Genomic DNA, 19,019 nt, shown 5'->3' on the forward strand with positions numbered 1-19,019 from the left:
CTAATGCTCCTCGTTCGTGCCGTCGGTGCGCTGCCGGAACCGGATGCCGGCCCCTCCCCCGTTCTCGGGGATGAATTCGAGGCCGGCGGCTTCCAGAGCCCGGCGAATGTCCGCCAGCGTGCGCGGATACGGACTGCGCTTGCTCGTTTCGAAATCAGCCAGCGTCATTTTTGACACGCCCGATGCCTCGGCAAGGTGCTCGCGAGTCCACTCCAGCAGGGCGCGGGCCGCTCGGCATTGAGCCGAAGTTATATACTTTTCAACCAACGTTATATCTCGTTATTGACCAATGGTCAAACATAATTCTTTATATATGACATCAGGTCGAACGCACAAGGCCAGTAGTCGATGACCGCCCTTTCCCCCCTCCCCTCGAACGTCCTCGCCGCCGCCTTCCCGGCATACCGTTCGGGCCAACCGAGCATCCGACAGCAGGAAAGTCGCGAGCGCTGGGCCGCCCGCAAGGCCGAGATCGAGGCGTCCCGCCCGGTTGGCTTTCAGCCCCGCATGGAGATGATCAAGTCCTCGCGCGCCGGCGTCATCCTCGGCGAGAAGCCGGTCCATTGCCTCACCGGCCGCTCGGGCGAGCGCCACACCTTCGTGCGGGTGTCGAGCGTCGATCGCGCCGCCCTGGTCGCTGGCCCTGTCGTCCTCGTCGCCATCCGCCGCGTGCCAGGCCGGGTCGATACCCTCGGCGTCGAGGCGTTCGAGCCGGAGAATGCCGCCTGTCTCAGTGCCTGGATCAGCCGCGCCACCGTTGCTCGCGATGTCGAACTGCTCGCTTGCAGCACCATCGGCAGCCGCATCGAGCGCGCCACGGTGGCCGCTGACCTCACGGACAAGCCGGCCCGCGCCTCGGCCTTCGTGGTCGCCGGCCAGTATGATCGCCGCGCTATCATGGCCGCCGCCATCGCGTCGGCTAAGACCATCCGCGCCGCTACCGGCTCGACCTGGGGCGTGTGCCTCTCCGCTGCTCTCCGCGACGTGTGGGAGGCCGCTAAGGCCGCCCGTCTCGCTGCCGCGCACTGAGGAGCAACCGCAATGTCGAATGTCCTCTATCGCCGCCGCTGCGTCATCGGCGGAGCCCGCGCCGCGGTGGCCGCCAGCACCCTGCCCGCATCGAGCGCAGTCCCGGCCGACCTCCGTGGTGACGATGGCGACCGCATCCCCGAGCATGCCGCGCTCTGGTCGCGCCTGCCGCTGCCGTTCACGCCGGCGCAGGCATGGCATCGCCTGTCGCCCGCCACGCAGTCCGAAATCGGTGCGGCCGTCATCAACATGGCGCTTGCCGAATACGTCCACGGCGACGTCATGGCGGAGGCCGACCAGTTCCTCGACGATGGCCTGCGATCCATCCCGCCGACGTCTCGCTCGACCTGCTCAACGCGATCACGCCCCGCCTCTGGACCTTTTCCCCCGACCTGTACAGGCCGGAGGGCGACCACCCGACCTGGGCTCTCGCCGGAGGGCTCGCACGATGATCTCGCCAGTCTCGTCGATGGCACGGCCGCCACCGTGAATCAGGCCGGCCTTTTCGAGCCCATGAGCGCATTAAAGCACAAACTTATCAACGACTTAACTAATAGAATCAGCGGCTCCCCTCACGAGCCCTCTGGAGCCCGAACGATGTCGCACGCCATAATCCCGAATTTCTCCGTCTCGCTGGTACCGATTAACAATGACGGCGACCGGGTGCCCTTTCACGTCGACCCGATCCTCGCAGCGATCGAGGCACACGAGGAGGCGTATGCGGTGTTCCAGGCTGCAGCGCAGCCTACGGCTACAATCGACGTGCCGCGGGCCATTGATCGGCAAGTGGCCAAAACAGCCCGCCGCTCCTGCGGCCATGGGAAATCACGAGGCGATGCAGCCAAGCTTGACCATGAACGTTGTGCCTGTGGAAGATCATGAGGCGCCGATGTTCAATCGCTGGTTCTCAGCCCGTTGGGCCATAGCGCCCCACTTCGTTGAGCAGGATCAGGATGCCGTCGCTCTGCCGATCATGGCGTTCCTGCCGATGGCACCGGTGGTGCCTCCGGACGCGCAGAACGATGACGCGTTCCCGACGCTCTACGAGAGCGTGGAGCGGGATCTGAAAGCTGCTGGGTATTTGGCGTAGAGCGACATGGCCTCAAGCGGCACGCCTGGCTTAAAATCAGGAGGGTGCGGGGTTCGAATGCACTGAGGAGTTTCGAACCGATTAAGCATGTCGACGGACGCGTGCACCCGCTCAACATTCTGGCCTGATCGCGCTACGGGGCGGCATGAGCAATGTGATCCGCCCGACATTCGGCGCCCGCCCGAAGCCCGACGACGCTCCGCCGGCCGTTGCGTCCGTCACCGAACTTCGAGCCTTACGTCATTTCGGCCAAGCCGCCGGCTATGAGGTCACCCTGGTTTTCGATGAGGACACGAGGCAGGGGCCGGTGTTCAAGGTTGTCGTGGGTTTAGAGGGTGGTGGCGACGTCGAGACAGTCGCGATCCTACCGGATACGCCAGAGGGCGAGGCCGATGCCAACGTGGTCGGTATGGCGATCCTTCGGACAATGGAAGTGATGGAAGCAGCCAGTCGCGGGCCTAAGATCGCCTGAGTTGCTCACGAGCTTGCGGGACGACAAAACCCACGGTTCGATAGGCGAAATTTGCTGACCGCTCGAACAAGATCAAAAAGCGGAACGCCGGCTTCGCTGAAGCCGATGGCGGCAAATAGCAAAGTCGTCGTCCGTTCCGGTCTGCACCAGAGATCGCCTCGCGCCTGCCGTTCCGACGGCGCGTAATCGCCGTAAAGATTTTCGAAGGGTCACCGTTTCAGGATGGGGCACTTCGCAAGCGCGATTCAATGCTAAGGTGGCCTTTCTCCATGCGCCGACGCCTCGTAGCCCTGCTTATCCCAGTCGTCATCGCCACGAGCGGAGCGTTCGCGGCCACCGGGGCCCCAAGCCGTATCGGGGTACTGAACGAACGTGCCGCCGCGGCGGCGATCAGCCGGTACCGGGCGCAATATGGCCTTGGCCCTGTCCAGGTCGACACAGGCCTAACCAGAGCCGCAGCCTATGCTGCGAGAGCGAACGCCGCGGCTGGGTCTCTTAGCCACGATGCCGGCGGCTCGTTCCAGGCGCGCATGGCGCTGACCGGGCTTGGAAGGAGTCTGAAGGCCGAGAACCTGGGAGCCGGGACCGCCACTTTCGATCAGACGCTTGCGATGTGGCAGGCCTCATCTGGCCACAACGCGAACCTGCTGCTGCCCCAGGCTCGTCGGATCGGGATTGCCCACGCCGATGCGCCGGGATCGTCCTACGGCCGGTTCTGGGCCCTGGTGGTCTCGCAGTAGGCCGTGCTGGATGCGACCCGATCGCGATGGTGATCGCCGTGTCTCTTTGGGGAGGAGAGCATGTTCACTCACGTCATGATTGGCAGCAACGACCTGGAGCGGGCCAGAGGCTTTTACGATGCTACATTCGCCGCTCTGGGAGGCGAGCCCGGCGAGATGGATGCCAGAGGAAGGCTGATTTACTTCCACGAGGGCGGTCGGTTGATGATCACAAAACCGATCGATGGCAACCCGGCGACGGCAGCCAACGGTGGGACCGTCGGTATCGCCGCGGCAAGCCGTGATCATGTTCTTGCGTGGCACGGGGCCGGCACCGCGCATGGTGGTGCGGCGATCGAGAGCCCACCGTCCGAGCGCCCGAACGGGTCTTTCGTCGCTTACCTTCGCGATCCGGACGGAAACAAGCTTACCGCACGGAGTCAGCCGACTAGGTGACGTGAGCACGCTCCAGCCCGGCCCGGCCACGGCGCGCATTCGGTTGGGGCGCAGGCCGAAGAGTTCGCGGGGCACGCCGTCGATGTAGATTAACCGGTGTGTCACGGCGCGATACGGTCTTACCCGCGAATGACATGACGCCTTGTCTCTGGCGCTGCTATTTGACCAACCCATTTTCCTGTCGTCCAATCTCGTGCGGGCTCCTCGCTTGATTATCGGTTGGCCCGGTTCGCATGAAAAGCGAGCCGAGCACGGCAATGCCGAGGGCGATGAAGGCAATGAGAAGGAGAAAGGGGCGAGGCATCTTCACCCAGTTAGCGGAGGTGAAGGCACAGACCACGCTGCGAGTAGGCGGCCATTCGACCCATCATAAGCGCCGGACCCCGAACAGCACTGCAATGACGAACGACCCGGCGATCAGTAGGGAGAGCACAGCCTGATCGAACGGATCGTTGGTGAAGGCGTGGACGATGGCAGGCCCGACCATCGCACAGGCGGCTCCGAGCAGGACGGCGACCGTGCTGGGCTTCATCGCGGCGCCGCGGATGCTCGTGTCAACGGAGCGAAAGGATCCGAACCCCAAGACCAGCAATCCGGCGGCCAGCGGCCAGACGTGGAAGCATACATCAGGCGCGATGACTCGGCATCTCGCCGGCAGAGACGAGTGCGCCGGTGATCGCGACCGTGCGCCGGGTCTGATGCCGGATCGCATCAAGATCCTCCGGGCGCGGGTCGTGGTTCTCGGCGCCGACGATCGCTGACGCGCCGTAGGGCGAGCCTGCTTCCAGCATCGCCGCATCGGTATAGCCCGGCGGCAGAATTACCATGCCGAGATGCGCCATCGGAGCGTAGAGCGAGAGCGTCACGACCTCCGATCCGCCATGGGGCCAGGAGGCGACCGCGAAGGCCCCGCCGACCTTGCCCGCCAGCGCGCCGCGCTTCCATTGTGGCCCGAGCTGGTCGAGAAACGCCTTCAGCTCGGTGGCCATCGCGCCGAAATAGCAGGGCGTCCCGAACAGGATCGCGTCGGCCCATTCCGCATCCTCGTGGGTCGGGGCCGCGTAGAGCGCATTCTGACGTTCGGCCTCTTCGGCCCAACCCTTCACCTGAGCCATGGTCTCGCGATCGACGACTTCGCGAGCGCGCCGCAGGCGTACCGTGGCACCGGCTTGCCGCGCCGCCTCCGCGGCCGCCACAGCCAGAGTTTCGACAGATCCGGATCGCGAATAGAACGCGATCAGCAGACGGACGGGCTCGGGCGCGGAATGAGGCAAGGCGAATATCCTGATGAGCTTCCCAGTTAGGGCCGTGGGGGTTGATCCGGCCGGCGCCTGCTAAAGAGCCGCATGACGATGCCCCAGCCGGTGCTGTTCGATGAGGCCTGCGCGAGACTGCCGCTGTTCGAGAACCTGCCTGCGGATGCGCCGGAGCGGCTCGCCGCCGCCGGTCTCGGCCGGGGATTGCTGACGGCAACCGTGCGGGGACGCCTACGAAAAGCGGGCTTCACCGACATGGGCCGAATGGCCCTCGCGACGCCGGCCGAATTAACGACGGTTCGCAAAATCGGTCCGATCCGCCTCGCGGCGATCCGGGCTCACATCCTGGCCGAGCTCGCCAAGATGTTCCCGGACGCCCGCACCTTCCACGCGGCTGAGACTACTGCGGCCCGGCGGATAGACCGCCTGCGCAGCCTGCCTGCGGAGCGTCTTCCGCTCTCGGCTGCAGCCCGTACGGCACTCGGCTGCGCCTGCGTGGGCAGCCTCGCCCTCGCGCTGCGCGGACGGCGCGACTGCCTGAAGACCAATGCGGTGACGGCCGGCGAACTCGACGAGGTCGTCACCGCCTTCGTCCACGCGTTATCGCACGGTAGGCCCCGACGGGCCCTTGGCACCTCGCCGCCAGAGGGCGAGCCGACCAAGGACGCCGCGGAGGCGCTGAGTGCCAGGATGCTGCGGGAGCGGGAATGGGAGGCGGCGGCTCCCAACATTCTAACCGACAAGGCGTGACCTTCAGGGCCGGCACGCGTTAGCGCCGACAAGCGATCAAGGATCACGATGAGCGAGAGCGCGCAAGCCGACCACGAGCCGACGACCGTCAACGTCTCGGAGCCCTGGACCCTGGCCTACTGGGCCCGGCGCCTCGAGGTGCCGACCGAGCAGATCGAAGCGGCTGTGAAGGCCGTCGGACATGAGCCCGCGAAGGTCGCGGCACATCTCGGAAAGCCCTGGCCGTTTCATAGCAACGGCATCGTTTGAGGCTGGCCGAACTCGCTTTAGGATTGTGCAACAGTTGCTGAAGGCTACCGCACTGCCCCTCTGGATGGAAACCTTCAGGTTGCAGCCAGGAGTCGCGCTCAGAAACCTTACTCGATGGGAAGCCCGTGACAGAGCCGCCGGACGACAATCTGGATCACTACGCGCTTGGCTTCTACGCGCCCGGCAAGGGAATCAGCCGGGAGGCCTGTCCCTATGCCGAGGGGATTGAGGCACACGATCTCTGGCTTGCCGGCTACGATGCGGCCGTACGGGGTGAGGCGCCTGACGATCGCGACGATCACCGGACCTGAAGGCCGAAACGGAATTCGCTAAGCCGCTGCAGCGAGCTGACTGGGCTTCGGGGTATCAATGACGTGCAAGCCCGGAGCCCGCGTCATCGACGTTGGTGGCCGTAACGAATGCTCTAGGTTGAGCAAAGGCCGCAGCGCCGACTCTGCGAAGTCCATCAGCGTAGCATCGCGCCACCGCAACGTGAAGGCATCACTCCTGCTGAACCACCGAGGACGCTTTTCCTCGACGAGAAGGACGAGCCTGCCTCTCCAAGTCTTCTTGAACCAGAACCGTCCGGTGAGTGCCACGGCACATTCCCCTGCTTGCTGATCCGCAACCAGGGATAGCGAGAAGGTCCTAAGAGGCGCTCAACAGCTTGGGTTAATAGCTTGATGGATTCCTTCGCCGGCATCCGCTCGCCCTTGTCCGCGCTTTTTTGGCAACGCGCGCCAACTCGAAGCAAGGTCGCCCCTGCACCGCCTGCTATCGGACCTGCCCTGCTTGGTTCGAGGACGGTATGAGCGACGACACGGCCGCCCTGATCCTCGCCCTCGCGGTCGAGAACGCAGAGCTACGTGGCCAGCTTGCCGAAGCGCAGGACTTGCTCATCGAGACGGCCGTGGATGCCGGCGATCTGCACGCCCGTATGGAAGAGTTGCAGGCCGACCTCGACGAGGCCCGCATCGAGCGGGATGCATGGCGGGTAGAGGCGGAGCGAGGGCGACGAGCTGGATAGTTCGGTCGTTTGGAGATTCAGTTGTGCTTCAGCGTCCGGCGCGCCACCATGCCGAGGGTCGAGCCCTGGATGATGATAGTGAAGAGCACCACTGCGTAAGTCGCCGCCAGAATGGCCGGCTTGGCGTCACTCTCGGGAATGGAGAGCGCCAGCGCCACGGAAATGCCGCCGCGCACCCCCGCCCATGTCAGGAACGGGACGTTGCCAAGGCAGAGGTTGCCGCCCCAGCGGAAGAGCACAACCGGCGCCGTTACGGCCACGAGACGGGCCAGTAGCACGATTGGCACGGCGCAGGCGGCGAGCGTCAGGCCCGAGACCTGGAACCGGAGCACAAGGACCTCCAGCCCGATCAGCAGGAACAAGACCGAGTTGAGGACCTCGTCGATCAGGGTCCAGAGCGCCGAGACGTATTTTTGCGTGGTATCGCTCATCGCGTGGCGCGGCGCGCGCTCGCCGATGAGCAAGCCGGCCGCGACCACCGCCAGCGGTCCGCTCGCCCCGAGCTTCTGGGCGAGCGCGTAGGTGCCGGTGACGAGTGCAAGGGTGATCAGCACCTCGACCGGGAAGTCGTCGATGGCCCGCATCGCGTGGTAGGCGACGTATCCGGTCACCACTCCCAGGACCAAGCCGCCCCCGGCCTCGTGCAGGAGGAGCGTCGCGACGCCGCCCGCGCCGGTCGCCTCTCCCCCCGACCCGGAGGCGAAGGCGACGAGGACTGTGAACAGCACGATGCCGATGCCGTCGTTGAACAGGGCCTCCCCCTGCATCTCGATCTCAAGGGCCTCGGGGACCTGCACGTTCTTGAGGGTGGCCAGCACCGCAACCGGGTCGGTCGGGCTGATGAGCGCCCCGAACACCAGCGCCCAGGCAAAGGGCATCGGATTGCCCAGCGCCTGGGTGGCGGCCCAGAAGGCGCCCCCGACCAAAACGGTCGAGATCAGCGTGCCGAGGAGGGCGAGGGTCGCCACTGCCAGGGCACGGTCACGAAGGGCCCGCAGATCGAGGCTCATGGCCCCGGCGAAAAGGAGGAAGGCCAGCATGCCGTTCATCACCACGCTGGTGAAGTCGACTTGCCCAAGGACCTTAATGAGGTCGTCGTAGAGGTGCTGGCCTGGGAAGGCGAGGTCGAGGCCGACGAGAGCCAGCGAGGCGAGCAGCCCCATAACGAGCAGGCCGATGGTATGCGGCATGCGCAGGAAGCGACGGTTCAGCCAGCCGAACAGCGCAGACAGCGTCAGCAGCATTGCCGCCAAATCGAAGACCGAGATCAAGGCTATGGTCCTTCCCGCGCCTCAACGTGCAACACGGGGCGGCGGGTCCGCCCTGCAGCTTAACCAATCGGCGGAAGGCCCCAGGCGAACGTCAGGAGTATGCATGAAGGCGCGTTTACGAGCCTGGATTGAGTTCCTGGGTGACCAGTTCTGGCTTCGACCCACCTTGATCGTTCTCGGCTGCGTCGGACTGGCTCAGCTCGCGGTATGGCTGGAGACGGCCCACATCGCCGGCTATGATGCCTCCTCACCTGATCAGAATTGGGGTTATTCCGGCGGCGCCGAGGGGGCGCGGGCGCTCCTCAGTGCTGTAGCATCCTCGACCATTGGGGTGGCGGGTACCACCTTCTCGATCACCATCGCGGCCTTGACGCTCGCCTCCGGCCAGATGGGCCCTAGGTTGCTGCGCAACTTCACGCGGGATGCCCGTAATCAGGTTGTCCTGGGCATCTTCCTCGGCACTTTTGCCTATGCCCTGATGGTCCTGCGCACGGTACGCACGGTGCAGGAGAGCCCGTTCGTCCCGCACCTCGCGATCACCGGGGCAATGGTGCTCGCGCTGCTCTCGCTCGCCACCCTGGTCTGGTTCGTCCACCACATCGCGACCAGCATCAACGTCGAGACGGTGGTCGATGCGGTCCATCGCGATCTTTGCTCCGCCGTCGAGGCTCGCACCCGCGACAGCGCAGGCATCACGTGCTCGGCACGACCCCCGGAGGGAGGCGGGGTCACCGTGTCCGGCAGCGGGTACCTTCAAGCCGTGGACGAGGAAGGCCTGGCGGATTGGGCGCACGAGCATGGCGTCGTTGTCGCGCTGCGGATCCGGCCCGGCGACTACGTGCCGAGCGGGATCCCGGTCGCCCATCTCTCGGCCGGCGTCGCCGACGCCGACGCCGACAAGGCCATTCGCCGGGCGCTGACCTTTGGTCGCCGCCCGGCTGCCCTCCAGGACCTGGAATATTCAATCCGGCAGCTCGTCGAGATCGCGGTCCGGGCGCTCTCACCGGGCATCAACGACCCGTTCACGGCTGGAAGCGTCGTCGACCACCTCGGCGACTCCTTGTGCCGTGTGGCGTCACGTCACCTGCCGACCGGGACGGTCACGCGCGACGGCGAGGCCGTGCTCGTCGTGCCGGTGACCAACTACGATGGCCTATGCGATGCCATGTTCCACATGATCCGTCAGAATGCCGCCGGCTCAGTGCACGTGCTGGCCCGGATGCTCGACGTGCTCACCCGAGTTGCCGAAGTCGAGCGACTGACGAACAGGGCCGCCGAACTCCGCAGGCATGCAGATCTCGTTATTGCCGCCGCCCGCCGCGACGTCGACGATCCTGATGACCTTGCTGACTTGGAAAACCGATATGGACGCTGCCGCCATATGCTCGGCAATGCTCGCGCGGCCGTATAGCGGTAGCCGACGAAACCGTTCACGCGTTCGGAACGTAGCGTCCTGGGCTGGTCGGGTTTCCCCCCGCCCTCGTGCGGGAGCCCCATATGCCACGTATCCTCATCGCGATGACGACGGCCGCGCTGATTTTAGGCGTCCAGACCACGGCCGACGCGGCTACGAGAAAAGTACGGGTACCAGCCCAATTCGACGGCTCATGGACGATTACGGCCGTCACCAGCGATGGGCCATGCTCGGTCAGCACGAGCTATCAGGTGCAGATCAAGGGCAGTGATGCCTCGATCCCAGGCGATGAGATCGACATCGCTGGCGGCGTCTCAGCCAACGGCGCCGTGCGGGCAACGATCACCAAAGGGTCGAACACGGTACCGATCACCGGCAGGCTCAAACGGCAAGGCGTCGGGACCGGTACGTGGCGCACCAGCGGTGGGCTGGTCGCGTGTAGCGGTAGCTGGAACGCTCGGCGTGCAGGCTAGGGTTCGGAGGTCTGGCTTGGCACATCCTCTGGTCGAAGATCGCACCTCGCCTGCGTTGACGGGCATGCGCTCAACCCTGATCGTCTTCCTATTCCTTGGCCTCGTCGGCACCGCCTCAGCGCAGAATGAGCCGATTACCAGTCCGCAGGACGCGGCATGCCGCGACGAGGCTCGGTCCAGGCTCTTCAGTGCGCCCAACCCCGAGGGGCTGTCGCTCTACAACCATGGCGCCCGCCTCTACCGGGAGTGCATGGATCGTTCGCGGCCTCCGGTGAGGGGGCGGCGAAACCGCCAGCGGCAGACACAGTGAACTAACGCAGACATGGCTGCATGCTCGGATGAAAGAGCTGCAGGTCAACTTCGCCCAGGCCCGCGCCGAGCGTGATGCGTGGCGGGCGCAGGCCGAGCAGGGTCGGCGGACAGGGTAAGGCTCGCCCCCTCAGAGCCTGTTTGATGCGGTTCTTTTCAGGCTGGGTTGTTGAGGGCGTTGGCGGCCATGAGGCTGGCAACGCAGGCGAGGCGACCCGTTGCGACGTCGAGGCGGCCGGCGCGCTCGCGGTGTAGGCCGCCCCAGTGACTGAGCCACCCGAAGGTGCGCTCGACGACCCAGCGCCGCTCCAAGACGACGAAGCCCTTCTGGTCCGGCAACTTCTCGACGACGCGGTGGCGCATGCCATGGACGAGGCACCATTCCTGGCAGCGCTCGGCCGTGAAGGTGGAGTGGGCCCCTCGGGGTGGACGGGATCAGGTTGATAGTTTGACCGTCAGCCGGGTCTGTTGATCCTCGAACTGCGCGGGGCTGAGATAGCCCAGCGCTGAGTGAAGCCGTCGCGTATTGTAGGTCTCTTTGATGAAGCGCGGCAAGCTTTCGAGTACGTCGGCGAACGTCTCGAAGGCCATGGGATAAACGCCTTCGACCTTGAGCGTCTTCATGAAGCTCTCGGCCTTGGCGTTATCGTATGGATTGCCGCGTCGTCCCATTGAACCGGCGAGGCCGTTCTTGGCGAGATGATCGCGGTAGGTCTTGGCAGCGTACTGCGATCCACGGTCGGAGTGATGGATGCAACCCTTTGAAGGCTTGCGGGCCTCGATCGCCATGCTGAGGGCGGCCAGGGTGAGACGCGCATCGATCGCGCGGCTGAGGGCGAAGCCGACGACCCGCCTTGACCAGGCATCGAGGATGACGGCGACGTAGACGAAGCCGCCGATGATGGTCACGTAGGTGATGTCCGCCACCCACAGCCGGTCGGGACCGTCGATGCTCGCCTCCTTTGCCAGATTTGGGAAGATCGACTGATCGTGATCGCTGTCGGTCGTCTTCGTGACGCGGCGGCGCATCTTCGGCTGAAGGTCATGCTCGCGCATCAGGCGGCGGACCTTCTTGTGATTGACCTGCAGGCCATTCTGACGGAGTGCCGCTTGGACGCGACGCCAGCCATAGTGCTCGAACGCGTCGCAGATCACCGCCATCGCCTCGACGATGGCGGTGTCGTCCACCGCGCGAACCGGCACATCATAGAACGTGGAGCGAGCCAGTCCCATCAGCCTGCATCCCGCAGCGAGGCTGAGTCCGCTGGGCCGATGATCGCGGAGGTAGGCCCGCTTCTCGGACGGGCTGCGGGCCGCAGAGCCCCCTTTAAAAGCTCCAGTTCGAGGGCCTGCCGTCCGACCAGCCGCTCGAGCGCAGCAATGCGAGCCTCGTAGACCTGAAGAAGATCAGCGGCGGCGACGTCTTCATCCAGGCCACCAGCCTGATACTTCTCGACCCAGATCCGGATCTGGGATGGGCCCCCGAGCCCGTTCATGACCACCACCAGACTGCCAGAAAGCCAGTCCGATCACGCCAAAAGCTGCCGGCCGCGTCAAACCAACGGCCAGACCGCGCAATTACGCGGTTATTCGAGGTGTCCGTTCGGGTTCGTGCCGTGCTCTTAGATACGCATCGCCGTGAGTGCGCTCTAAATACGCATCCAAAATGTCCGAGGGGTCGTGGCCCACTTCTCGTGGAGCGCCCGAAGACAGTGCCCCAGGTTGGAGACTGAAAGATGCCAGCAGCGCCCTAGCGGCGTCACGGTTCTCCGGGGTCGTCAAAGCTGCCCGCTGGCCCTCCTTGGAGCCGAGAGAGCGCCACAGCGAATCATGCTCTTTGGCGAGCTTCGCGGCCTTCCGGGCTGCCTCGTGGATGTCTCGGGTCTTTATGCTTTTTCGGAAGCGTCCCTTGCCACCGTAGTGTGGCTGAGCGTGCTTAGGGATGCGCCGATCATAGAACAGCGGACCGTCTGGCTTGAGAGCTTTGACGTATCGAATCGTCACGCGAATCAGACCGGTATCAAGGAGCCATCGAGACACGGTGTGTCACCTCGTGTGTCACCACGAGCACCATCTGTCAGGGCCTAACTATCTGATATTCTTGGTAGAAACACCATCAAAGTGGTGCCCAGGAAAGGATGGGACACTAGCTAAACTTCTATGATGGGCAGCAATGATGCTGGAAGTGACACATTGCGATAGCCGATTTTGTCGATTTCAGCCTGCAGACGAGCTAGCGATATCCCGCGGTCGAGAGTGCCATCTGCACGCCGCTCACGCCCGTAGCGACTGCCTACCCCGCCGCCAGCGTGACCGGTCAGCGAGTTATGCACCTCCTCACTTAACCCCGCCTCCCGGCAAGCGCGTTTGAAGGTATGACGGAACGAGTGAAACGTCTTGGCCGGGTGATCGACGACGTGGACGCCGAGGTAGCGCCCGAACCACTTCGTCCACGCCTTTGCCTTCGGGTCGATGGGCGGGGCGAACGCCGGCCATAGCGGCGCGTTCGTAGGCTGCGCCTTGGCGCGCGCCGCAACCACATCCAAAAGCCCGAGCCGGGTCAACTCATGATGCACTGGCACCGAGCGGGCGGAAGAGACGGTTTTCAAGTTCTGATCGGTGCCCTCGTTGGTGATATCGAGGTACCAGATCCCACCCTCGCCTTGGCGGATGTCCCCGACCTTCAGTTGCGCGATCTCGGTGCGCCGGGCGCCGCTGAACAGCGCAATCATCGGGAACCAGAAGGCCGCCTCACCCCGTCCGCCGAGCGGCCGCTCGCCGGTTCCGAACACCGGTGACGAGAACAGGCGCTGCAACTCCGCCGTGCTGAACGGTTCGTATGGCGCGTGCTCGGCCGGAGCGACGTCGAAGCCAACATGGAAGGGATTCGACCACGCCGGCAAAGCTTCGAAGTAGCCGTCGCGCTCGACGCGGGCGAGCACGCCGCTGAGTAGGGCGAGTGTCTTGTTGACCGTCTGGGCGTTGCGCCGTGGGTATTTGCTCAGATCCTGCTCTAGCAGCTTCGGCAGGGGCAGCCGGCTGAGCCGGGCCGGCAACGCTTTTGGCAGCCGGGCCAGGGCATCACGGAACGCTCGGGCGTGAGCCTTGGTGACGGCGGTGATCGACAAGTCACCATGCAGCTCGACGAAGCGCCGAGCAGCCCGTTCGGCCTCAGCGACGGAGGATGGCTGAGGTTTCCTTGCCCCGGCGCCGCCAGCTTCCTTCCACAGCCTCAAGGCCGCGGTCAGAACCATGGCGGTCGGCTCGCTATCTCGCTCCGGGGCTAGCACCTCGTCGCCGGCGAGGCGTGCCCTGATGCCGGAGAGGGCGCTACGCTGCGCCTTGACGAAGGCGAGCTCAAGTTGCCGCCACGCCGGATCGTCCGGGTGCAGGACGAAGCCGCGGGCCTCAACGGCGCGGTTGACGAACGAACTAGTGGACTCGCCGGGCCGCATCTGCGCGGCCTGCTCCCGAGTATAACGATCCAGCTCGTCGACGAGCATTCGGTAGGCGCCCAAGTCGTCGTCGGTCATGCCCAACCCATCGTGGGGTGCCAGACCGTCGTCGCGAGCCATGTCGAGGCCGATGCCCTTCGTTCGGATCGCCTCGTCAGCGCCAAGAAGGTGGATCTCGTGGTCACGGGCCATCGCGGTGATCTGATCAGGGCTAACGCCAGGCGATGGTCCGTCGCGAAAGAAGCGCTGAGCTTGATCGACAAGCCGGTGCATCTCGGCGATGTGGGAGAGCACGCGCCGGTCGGCAGTCGGGCCGTCGTTGGTCTGAAGCGAGCGGATGAGTTCGGTCTTGAAGCGGCCCGACCGTACGTTGACCAGAACTGCAAGAGTTTCTGGCCAGAAATGCGGGACCGGTTTGCCGGCGAGATCGTCGGGCAGGGGAAAGCGAAACTCGTAACGGCCAGCGCGGCGCTGAACGAACTTCATGCGGCCCATCGTACTTGGTCCCGTAGCACGCGAGTGTAGCACGCGCCGGACAGCAAGCACCTGAAAAACAATATCTTCTGAGATTGCAACGCGTTCGGCGTTGTGTGGCGCGCCCTGCGGGAATCGAACCCGCCTTTTCAGCGTGAAAGGCTGACGTCCTAACCGATAGACGAAGGGCGCTTGCTCTAGGCGGATCGGTCTATAGTCGGCCCGGGCGGCTACGGCAACGGCCTCGTGGCGGGTTCTTGCACGAGAGGGCGGCTTGACGCGGGCGGCGGATGCCGGTCTGTCGCCGCACGGCATCATTTTTCACGAGCGGTTCATGACTTCCCGACGCGACGGCCCGCCCCGGTTCCAGGGCGCAGCCAAGTACCGGCACCGGCCACAGGGCCACAGGCCGGGCGGGCCGGCGGCCCGCGAGGGGCTCGACCACGTCGTACTCTACGGCTGGCACCCGGTCTCCGAGGCGCTGGCGAACACGGCGCGCGGACTGCACCGACTGCTCGCGACCGAGAACGGCATCGCCCGGCTGAAGGAGGAACTCGGCACGCTGCGCATCGGGCCCGAGCTGGTCAAGCCGAGCGCGATCAACGCGCTGCTCGGGGCCGACGCGGTCCACCAGGGGCTCTATCTCGAGGCCGAGCACCTGCCGGCCCCGGCGATCGACTCCGTACCCGAGGACGCGCTGCTCGTCGCCCTCGACCAGATCACCGACCCGCACAATGTCGGCGCGATCGTGCGCACGGCCGCGGCCTTCGGCGTGACCGCCATCGTCACCACGGCGCGCCATGCACCGAACGCAACCGGCGTCATGGCGAAATCCGCCTCGGGCGGGCTGGAGCACGTGCCGCTGATCGTGGTGCGCAACCTCGCCGAGGCGCTGATCGCCCTGGGCGACCGCGGATTCGCCCGCATCGGGCTCGACTCGGAGGCCGAGACGCCGCTCGATGCCGTCGAGAAGCGGGCCGGCATGGTCGTGGTGCTCGGCGCCGAGGGCAAGGGCCTGCGCCAGCGCACCCGCGAGTGCTGCGACGTGCTCGCCCGGATCGACTTCACCGGCGCGATCCGCAGCGTGAACGTCTCGAACGCCGCCGCGATCAGCCTCTACGCCCTAACCCGCGGCCGGAACGGCTGACACCGCGGGACGGCCCGCGGTCGCGATGCCGCACGGCCGTCCGCGGGATCATCGGCGACGCGCAGATGTCGAAGGCACTGAGGCGTCGCGTCCAAGAGCAGGCTGCGAAAAAGTGGCAACGGTTTTTCGCGCGAAGCGTGCTCTCAACTTTTGAATCGATCACGTTTTCTGCGGTTTGATCGATTCGATCAAACCGCAGCGTGATCTAGGTCAGCGCCAGAACGGCCGGACGTCGACGAGGGCCTCGTGCGCGGCGTCCGCCTTCCGGAGGAGCGCGCCGGCGTGGACGTCGGCCTCGGCGTCCGCGGCGGTGAGGCCCGCGGCGAACAGAGCGGCGCCCGTCGGCGGCTCGGCACCTCCGCCCACCTTGTCCTCTCCCTCGCCGTCCCTGGCCGCCACGAGGCGGTGGGCGATCTCATGCGCGGTCGAGAGGTCGTTCAGGGCGCCGAGATGGTCCTGCAGGTCCGACAGCGCACCGACGAAGGTCTTGTGGCGCTTGGCGGCCTTCTTCTCGGGGAAGAGCGGACCGAAGAACTCGGCGCCGTAGCGCAGCTTCTTCGCCTCGATGCGCACGCGGTGGCGCGCCTCGGGCTCGAGCCGGGCGAGATGGCGGCCGTGCTTCTTCACGCGGCGGCGCAGCCTTTCCAGTACGGTGGCGGCGAAATCGCGGGCCGCACGATCGCGGCCGGCGACACCCTTGCCCGCGCGCCAGGGGCCGGCCTCGATCCAGATCACGAGGTCGATGAGGAGGCCGCGCCAGGGCGCGCCGTCGAGGATCGCGAACACGGCCGCGTAGGCCTCCTCGCGCTCGGCGCCGAGGCGCTCCTTCAGGTCGTGCAGGCCGGGTTCGTCCGGGCGGCGCTCGATCTCGGCGGGCAGGGTCTCGCCGAGGAAGACGTCGAGGTTGCGCGCGGTGCCGAACGGCTCGGTGACCCGCTTGATCGTCTCGCGAAGCCCCTGCGCCGTCTCGTCGTGCTGGAGCAGCGGCTTGAACAGGGTGAAAGCCGAGCGCAGGCGGCGGAGCGCCACGCGCATCTGGTGCAGAGCCTCCGGCGCGCGGCCGTGCCGAAACACGTCTTCGTTGAGGCGCAAGTGCCGCAGGCAGGCCTTCGCGATCGCCGCAAAGGCCTCGCCCGCGAGGATGTCTTCAGCGAGGGCGGGGGGCTCGGCCTTGCTCGGCTTGCGCAGGCGCTCGGCGATCAGCGCGTAGCCGCGCTCGCCCTTGCTCAGCACGCCGAGGCGCAGCGGCGCGCTCTCGCTGAGCGTCCTGGCCAACGCGAAGAGGTCGGCGGGGCTGCCCTCGTCGAGCTCCAGTTCGACCTCGCAGAGCGGCACGTCGCCGTTGGCGGTCTCGACCCGGCCGACGTCGAGCGTCGCGACGATGCGGGACTCGCCATGGCGGATCGGCCGGCGGCTGCGCTCGACCATGGTGCGGAACAACGGCGTCAGGTCCGGCGACTTCGCCGCGGCCAGGATCGCGGCGGCGGGCGTGTCGGCGAGCAGAGCGAGATCCGGCTCCGGGCCGGAGACGTCCCATTCCCATTCGGCCCGGTCGAACAGGCCGATCGCCACGGCTGCGGCCGATTTCAGGGTCTGAATGGTACGCTCGCCCTCCCGGCGCAGGCGCAGCGACAGGCCGGCCGCGTGGAGGTCGCGCTCCGGCGTGTCGAGATAGGTGGTGTCGAGGATGCCGGTCGTGGCCTCCCCGGCCTGAAGCAGGGGGTGGCCGGCCAGCGCGGTGAGGTCAGGGCCGTCGCATTCCAGTTTCAGTTCGATCTCACGCGGCGTCTGCATGCCGTGGCCCGTTCTCCGCTGGCCGTCGGCACGCCCCCGGCGGCAGGGTTGCCGCTGCGGTGGACGCGTTCGCCGACGGTGTCCTTGTCCGTCTAGCGCGGCAGGGGCCGTTCGGCGAGACCGCCCGGACGGCTCGGGCCGGCGCGGCCACAGCCATTCACGCCGGGACGGCTCGCGGGCAGCCGAATTCCATGTCCGCATCCACCCGATTCGATGGACCTCTGGTCCGGTTTTGGTTATGATCTCACGATCGTTCGCCACCCGAGCCCGACGCCGTTCCGCCACGGTACGGCACCTTTTGGCGGCCTGGGACTTGCGCGACGTTTCGGGAGAGTGGCCATGTCGGTCGTAACGCGGTGCGGGGCCTTCAGCCTCATGCTGGGCCTCCTTCTCGGTGCAGCCCCGGTCCTCGCGCAGACGAAGGCGGGTGAGACGTCCGGCTCGTCGTGGACCGACCCGCCGGTGCGTGGCTCGGCTGGGCCCGAGGCACCTTCCACGGTCAAGGAGACACCTGGCCCGGTCACGCCGGTGGAGGGCAAGGCCGGGACGACGGCGCCAACCGACGCCGCAAAGCCGACGCAGGAGACGGCCTCGGCGCCGGCCACGACTCCCGCAGAGCGGGCGGCGGCCAGCCTCGGCGTCAAGCCGGTCGCGGCAAGCCGGCGATCCGAAGCGTCGAACCGGTCGCGCCGCCCCGTCGTGCGGCCGCGCATGGTCGAGAAGCCGCTGGTCATCTCCCGGCGGCCAGCGCGGATCGTCGAACGCCCCGCGCGCCGGTTGGCACAGCAATACAGGTCGGGCCCCGTCGGCAGCAGCCGCGCCTTCGCAGCGGAACCCCAGGCACCCTACAGCCCGTATCGGGCCTACGCCGCCACGGCCTCGAACCGGCGTCTGGCGGGCTGGGGCGGGCTGATCGACGAAGACCGCGCAAGCCGAGCCGCCCGAGCCCGTGAGGCCGGTTACACGGTGATGCGCATGCGAACCTACGAGTACCCGGACGGGACCCGTGTGCAGCGCCTGTCACCATTCGGCGGCGGAGGGTTCGGAGACCTCGACTGAGAGGTCCGGGCCGGGCGGTCCTTAATCCGGTTCAGCGAAGCCGGCCGGGCCGGGCGGGCTCGAACACGATACGCCGGTGGAACGCGCACCAGCTCTTGCCGTCGGCGACGGGAGCGCCGCAGCAGAGCGCCTGATCGTTCGGCTCGCCGATGATGAACTTGCAGACGAAAGCACCCGACTGCGCGAACGGCACACGGAGCTTGGCGGACGGCTCTGCGATCGGATCGGCCTCGCTGATCTGCGACATGCGCACAAGCTGGTTCATGAAGGTTGGACTCGCGGAGATGATCGGAATGCCCCGGGACCCGTCCCGGTGGCGCGTAGAGATTCGCCTGTCCTGCTCCAAGCCGGTTACGGGATTGTTCGACGCTCCAGGGGAACGCCGAAAAACCGAAACCGCGCCAAACCGAGCGCACAGGTGTCATGATGCTGTTATAGCTGGGGTTCTTGCTCCGGGAAACAAGTCCCGACTGCTTAAGCGTGCGGTGCACACAAAGACTTGGCGATCATGCTCCGCAGCAGGCGCATGGCTGACGGGCGGATCGGCCCGTGCCGATGCTTAACCGTCAACTGTT

The 19,019-nt window shown here is 66.1% G+C and carries 23 protein-coding genes, 1 tRNA gene and 2 pseudogenes; 14 read left to right on the forward strand and 12 right to left on the reverse strand.

Annotated elements, in window-relative coordinates:
* Nucleotides 1-177 carry a transcriptional regulator gene (locus FV217_RS07740; RefSeq protein WP_246682735.1) on the reverse strand — a complete coding sequence of 59 codons (177 nt, stop codon included), beginning with the start codon at nt 175-177 and terminating at the stop codon, nt 1-3.
* Nucleotides 178-348: 171 nt separating this feature from the next.
* Here FV217_RS07740 and FV217_RS07745 point away from each other — a divergent pair, with 171 nt between their 5' ends.
* The 6 genes from FV217_RS07745 (at nt 349) to FV217_RS07775 (ending at nt 3,766) form a co-directional block, all read left to right on the forward strand.
* Nucleotides 349-1,029, forward strand: coding sequence for a hypothetical protein (locus tag FV217_RS07745; RefSeq protein ID WP_147816620.1), 681 nt, complete (start codon nt 349-351; stop codon nt 1,027-1,029).
* A 12-nt stretch (nt 1,030-1,041) separates the two neighbouring features.
* Nucleotides 1,042-1,911: a hypothetical protein gene (locus FV217_RS07750; protein WP_147816621.1), complete on the forward strand. Its 870-nt coding sequence runs from the start codon at nt 1,042-1,044 to the stop codon at nt 1,909-1,911.
* Nucleotides 1,912-1,918: 7 nt separating this feature from the next.
* On the forward strand, nt 1,919-2,119 hold the full coding sequence (locus tag FV217_RS07755) for a hypothetical protein (RefSeq protein WP_147816622.1): 201 nt from the start codon (nt 1,919-1,921) through the stop codon (nt 2,117-2,119).
* Between the two features lie 145 nt (nt 2,120-2,264).
* A complete protein-coding gene (locus FV217_RS07765) occupies nt 2,265-2,591 on the forward strand; it encodes a hypothetical protein (RefSeq protein ID WP_147816623.1) in 327 nt (108 codons plus the stop codon).
* Between the two features lie 269 nt (nt 2,592-2,860).
* The gene (locus FV217_RS07770; RefSeq protein WP_147816624.1) at nt 2,861-3,331 is read left to right on the forward strand and encodes a CAP domain-containing protein; all 471 of its coding nucleotides are present in this window, start codon (nt 2,861-2,863) and stop codon (nt 3,329-3,331) included.
* Between the two features lie 60 nt (nt 3,332-3,391).
* Nucleotides 3,392-3,766 carry a VOC family protein gene (locus FV217_RS07775; protein WP_147816625.1) on the forward strand — a complete coding sequence of 125 codons (375 nt, stop codon included), beginning with the start codon at nt 3,392-3,394 and terminating at the stop codon, nt 3,764-3,766.
* 367 nt (nt 3,767-4,133) lie between these two features.
* Here the strand turns inward: FV217_RS07775 and FV217_RS22775 are convergent, their stop codons facing one another.
* Nucleotides 4,134-4,298 carry a hypothetical protein gene (locus tag FV217_RS22775; protein ID WP_187272476.1) on the reverse strand — a complete coding sequence of 55 codons (165 nt, stop codon included), beginning with the start codon at nt 4,296-4,298 and terminating at the stop codon, nt 4,134-4,136.
* A 94-nt stretch (nt 4,299-4,392) separates the two neighbouring features.
* On the reverse strand, nt 4,393-5,040 hold the full coding sequence (wrbA, locus tag FV217_RS07780; protein ID WP_147816626.1) for an NAD(P)H:quinone oxidoreductase: 648 nt from the start codon (nt 5,038-5,040) through the stop codon (nt 4,393-4,395).
* Nucleotides 5,041-5,112: 72 nt separating this feature from the next.
* Between wrbA and FV217_RS07785 the strand changes: the two genes are divergently transcribed.
* From FV217_RS07785 to FV217_RS07795, 3 genes are all read left to right on the forward strand, one after another.
* Nucleotides 5,113-5,772, forward strand: a complete 660-nt coding sequence (locus FV217_RS07785; protein WP_147816627.1) for a hypothetical protein — start codon at nt 5,113-5,115, stop codon at nt 5,770-5,772.
* Nucleotides 5,773-5,820: 48 nt separating this feature from the next.
* The gene (locus FV217_RS07790; RefSeq protein WP_147816628.1) at nt 5,821-6,021 is read left to right on the forward strand and encodes a DUF3606 domain-containing protein; all 201 of its coding nucleotides are present in this window, start codon (nt 5,821-5,823) and stop codon (nt 6,019-6,021) included.
* A gap of 125 nt (nt 6,022-6,146) precedes the next feature.
* The gene (locus FV217_RS07795) at nt 6,147-6,332 is read left to right on the forward strand and encodes a ribosome modulation factor (protein WP_147816629.1); all 186 of its coding nucleotides are present in this window, start codon (nt 6,147-6,149) and stop codon (nt 6,330-6,332) included.
* Between the two features lie 99 nt (nt 6,333-6,431).
* On the opposite strand, the pseudogene FV217_RS23350 reads toward FV217_RS07795, so the two are convergent.
* A pseudogene (locus FV217_RS23350) lies at nt 6,432-6,620 on the reverse strand (hypothetical protein); the annotation flags it as partial.
* Between the two features lie 209 nt (nt 6,621-6,829).
* Here FV217_RS23350 and FV217_RS07805 point away from each other — a divergent pair.
* A complete protein-coding gene (locus FV217_RS07805; protein WP_147816631.1) occupies nt 6,830-7,048 on the forward strand; it encodes a hypothetical protein in 219 nt (72 codons plus the stop codon).
* 17 nt (nt 7,049-7,065) lie between these two features.
* Here FV217_RS07805 and FV217_RS07810 read toward each other — a convergent pair whose 3' ends face one another.
* Complete coding sequence (locus FV217_RS07810; RefSeq protein WP_147816632.1) at nt 7,066-8,319, reverse strand: sodium:proton antiporter; 1,254 nt, start codon at nt 8,317-8,319, stop codon at nt 7,066-7,068.
* A 103-nt stretch (nt 8,320-8,422) separates the two neighbouring features.
* Between FV217_RS07810 and FV217_RS07815 the strand changes: the two genes are divergently transcribed.
* Together FV217_RS07815 and FV217_RS07820 are read left to right on the forward strand one after the other, a co-directional pair.
* Nucleotides 8,423-9,730: a DUF2254 domain-containing protein gene (locus tag FV217_RS07815; protein WP_147816633.1), complete on the forward strand. Its 1,308-nt coding sequence runs from the start codon at nt 8,423-8,425 to the stop codon at nt 9,728-9,730.
* 86 nt (nt 9,731-9,816) lie between these two features.
* Nucleotides 9,817-10,206: a heme utilization protein gene (locus FV217_RS07820; RefSeq protein ID WP_246682736.1), complete on the forward strand. Its 390-nt coding sequence runs from the start codon at nt 9,817-9,819 to the stop codon at nt 10,204-10,206.
* A gap of 465 nt (nt 10,207-10,671) precedes the next feature.
* On the opposite strand, the gene FV217_RS07830 is transcribed toward FV217_RS07820, so the two are convergent.
* From FV217_RS07830 to FV217_RS07850, 5 genes and pseudogenes are all read right to left on the reverse strand, one after another.
* A complete protein-coding gene (locus tag FV217_RS07830; RefSeq protein ID WP_147816634.1) occupies nt 10,672-10,878 on the reverse strand; it encodes a transposase in 207 nt (68 codons plus the stop codon).
* Between the two features lie 72 nt (nt 10,879-10,950).
* A pseudogene (locus tag FV217_RS07835) lies at nt 10,951-11,766 on the reverse strand (IS3 family transposase); the annotation flags it as partial.
* Entirely contained in the window at nt 11,748-12,011 is a 264-nt protein-coding gene (locus FV217_RS07840; RefSeq protein ID WP_348641950.1) for a hypothetical protein, read from the reverse strand. The pseudogene FV217_RS07835 and the gene FV217_RS07840, both read right to left, overlap by 19 nt.
* A gap of 654 nt (nt 12,012-12,665) precedes the next feature.
* Complete coding sequence (locus FV217_RS07845) at nt 12,666-14,456, reverse strand: site-specific integrase (protein ID WP_187272477.1); 1,791 nt, start codon at nt 14,454-14,456, stop codon at nt 12,666-12,668.
* A 105-nt stretch (nt 14,457-14,561) separates the two neighbouring features.
* A tRNA-Glu gene (locus FV217_RS07850) sits at nt 14,562-14,636 on the reverse strand.
* Nucleotides 14,637-14,778: 142 nt separating this feature from the next.
* Between FV217_RS07850 and FV217_RS07855 the strand changes: the two genes are divergently transcribed.
* A complete protein-coding gene (locus FV217_RS07855) occupies nt 14,779-15,591 on the forward strand; it encodes an RNA methyltransferase (protein ID WP_147816637.1) in 813 nt (270 codons plus the stop codon).
* A 210-nt stretch (nt 15,592-15,801) separates the two neighbouring features.
* On the opposite strand, the gene FV217_RS07860 is transcribed toward FV217_RS07855, so the two are convergent.
* Nucleotides 15,802-17,385 carry a CHAD domain-containing protein gene (locus FV217_RS07860; RefSeq protein WP_147816638.1) on the reverse strand — a complete coding sequence of 528 codons (1,584 nt, stop codon included), beginning with the start codon at nt 17,383-17,385 and terminating at the stop codon, nt 15,802-15,804.
* Between the two features lie 339 nt (nt 17,386-17,724).
* On the opposite strand from FV217_RS07860, the gene FV217_RS07865 reads away from it, so the two are divergent.
* Nucleotides 17,725-18,444 (forward strand): hypothetical protein, encoded by a 720-nt coding sequence (locus tag FV217_RS07865; RefSeq protein WP_147816639.1) that lies wholly within the window; start codon nt 17,725-17,727, stop codon nt 18,442-18,444.
* 31 nt (nt 18,445-18,475) lie between these two features.
* Here FV217_RS07865 and FV217_RS07870 read toward each other — a convergent pair whose 3' ends face one another.
* On the reverse strand, nt 18,476-18,709 hold the full coding sequence (locus tag FV217_RS07870) for a hypothetical protein (RefSeq protein WP_147816640.1): 234 nt from the start codon (nt 18,707-18,709) through the stop codon (nt 18,476-18,478).
* Nucleotides 18,710-19,019 lie beyond the last annotated feature (310 nt).

The sequence above is a fragment of the Methylobacterium sp. WL9 genome (assembly GCF_008040035.1).
Taxonomy (GTDB): domain Bacteria; phylum Pseudomonadota; class Alphaproteobacteria; order Rhizobiales; family Beijerinckiaceae; genus Methylobacterium; species Methylobacterium thuringiense.

Bases quoted from the DNA above. Each gene is read 5' to 3' on its own strand.
- FV217_RS07745 (WP_147816620.1), top strand. From the start codon at position 349: ATGACCGCCCTTTCCCCCCTCCCCTCGAACGTCCTCGCCGCCGCCTTC.
- FV217_RS07750 (WP_147816621.1), top strand. From the start codon at position 1,042: ATGTCGAATGTCCTCTATCGCCGCCGCTGCGTCATCGGCGGAGCCCGC.
- FV217_RS07755 (WP_147816622.1), top strand. From the start codon at position 1,919: ATGTTCAATCGCTGGTTCTCAGCCCGTTGGGCCATAGCGCCCCACTTC.
- FV217_RS07765 (WP_147816623.1), top strand. From the start codon at position 2,265: ATGAGCAATGTGATCCGCCCGACATTCGGCGCCCGCCCGAAGCCCGAC.
- FV217_RS07770 (WP_147816624.1), top strand. From the start codon at position 2,861: ATGCGCCGACGCCTCGTAGCCCTGCTTATCCCAGTCGTCATCGCCACG.
- FV217_RS07775 (WP_147816625.1), top strand. From the start codon at position 3,392: ATGTTCACTCACGTCATGATTGGCAGCAACGACCTGGAGCGGGCCAGA.
- FV217_RS22775 (WP_187272476.1), bottom strand. From the start codon at position 4,298: ATGAAGCCCAGCACGGTCGCCGTCCTGCTCGGAGCCGCCTGTGCGATG.
- FV217_RS07785 (WP_147816627.1), top strand. From the start codon at position 5,113: ATGACGATGCCCCAGCCGGTGCTGTTCGATGAGGCCTGCGCGAGACTG.
- FV217_RS07790 (WP_147816628.1), top strand. From the start codon at position 5,821: ATGAGCGAGAGCGCGCAAGCCGACCACGAGCCGACGACCGTCAACGTC.
- FV217_RS07805 (WP_147816631.1), top strand. From the start codon at position 6,830: ATGAGCGACGACACGGCCGCCCTGATCCTCGCCCTCGCGGTCGAGAAC.
- FV217_RS07815 (WP_147816633.1), top strand. From the start codon at position 8,423: ATGAAGGCGCGTTTACGAGCCTGGATTGAGTTCCTGGGTGACCAGTTC.
- FV217_RS07820 (WP_246682736.1), top strand. From the start codon at position 9,817: ATGCCACGTATCCTCATCGCGATGACGACGGCCGCGCTGATTTTAGGC.
- FV217_RS07830 (WP_147816634.1), bottom strand. From the start codon at position 10,878: ATGCGCCACCGCGTCGTCGAGAAGTTGCCGGACCAGAAGGGCTTCGTC.
- FV217_RS07840 (WP_348641950.1), bottom strand. From the start codon at position 12,011: ATGAACGGGCTCGGGGGCCCATCCCAGATCCGGATCTGGGTCGAGAAG.
- FV217_RS07845 (WP_187272477.1), bottom strand. From the start codon at position 14,456: ATGAAGTTCGTTCAGCGCCGCGCTGGCCGTTACGAGTTTCGCTTTCCC.
- FV217_RS07855 (WP_147816637.1), top strand. From the start codon at position 14,779: ATGACTTCCCGACGCGACGGCCCGCCCCGGTTCCAGGGCGCAGCCAAG.
- FV217_RS07860 (WP_147816638.1), bottom strand. From the start codon at position 17,385: ATGCAGACGCCGCGTGAGATCGAACTGAAACTGGAATGCGACGGCCCT.
- FV217_RS07865 (WP_147816639.1), top strand. From the start codon at position 17,725: ATGTCGGTCGTAACGCGGTGCGGGGCCTTCAGCCTCATGCTGGGCCTC.
- FV217_RS07870 (WP_147816640.1), bottom strand. From the start codon at position 18,709: ATGAACCAGCTTGTGCGCATGTCGCAGATCAGCGAGGCCGATCCGATC.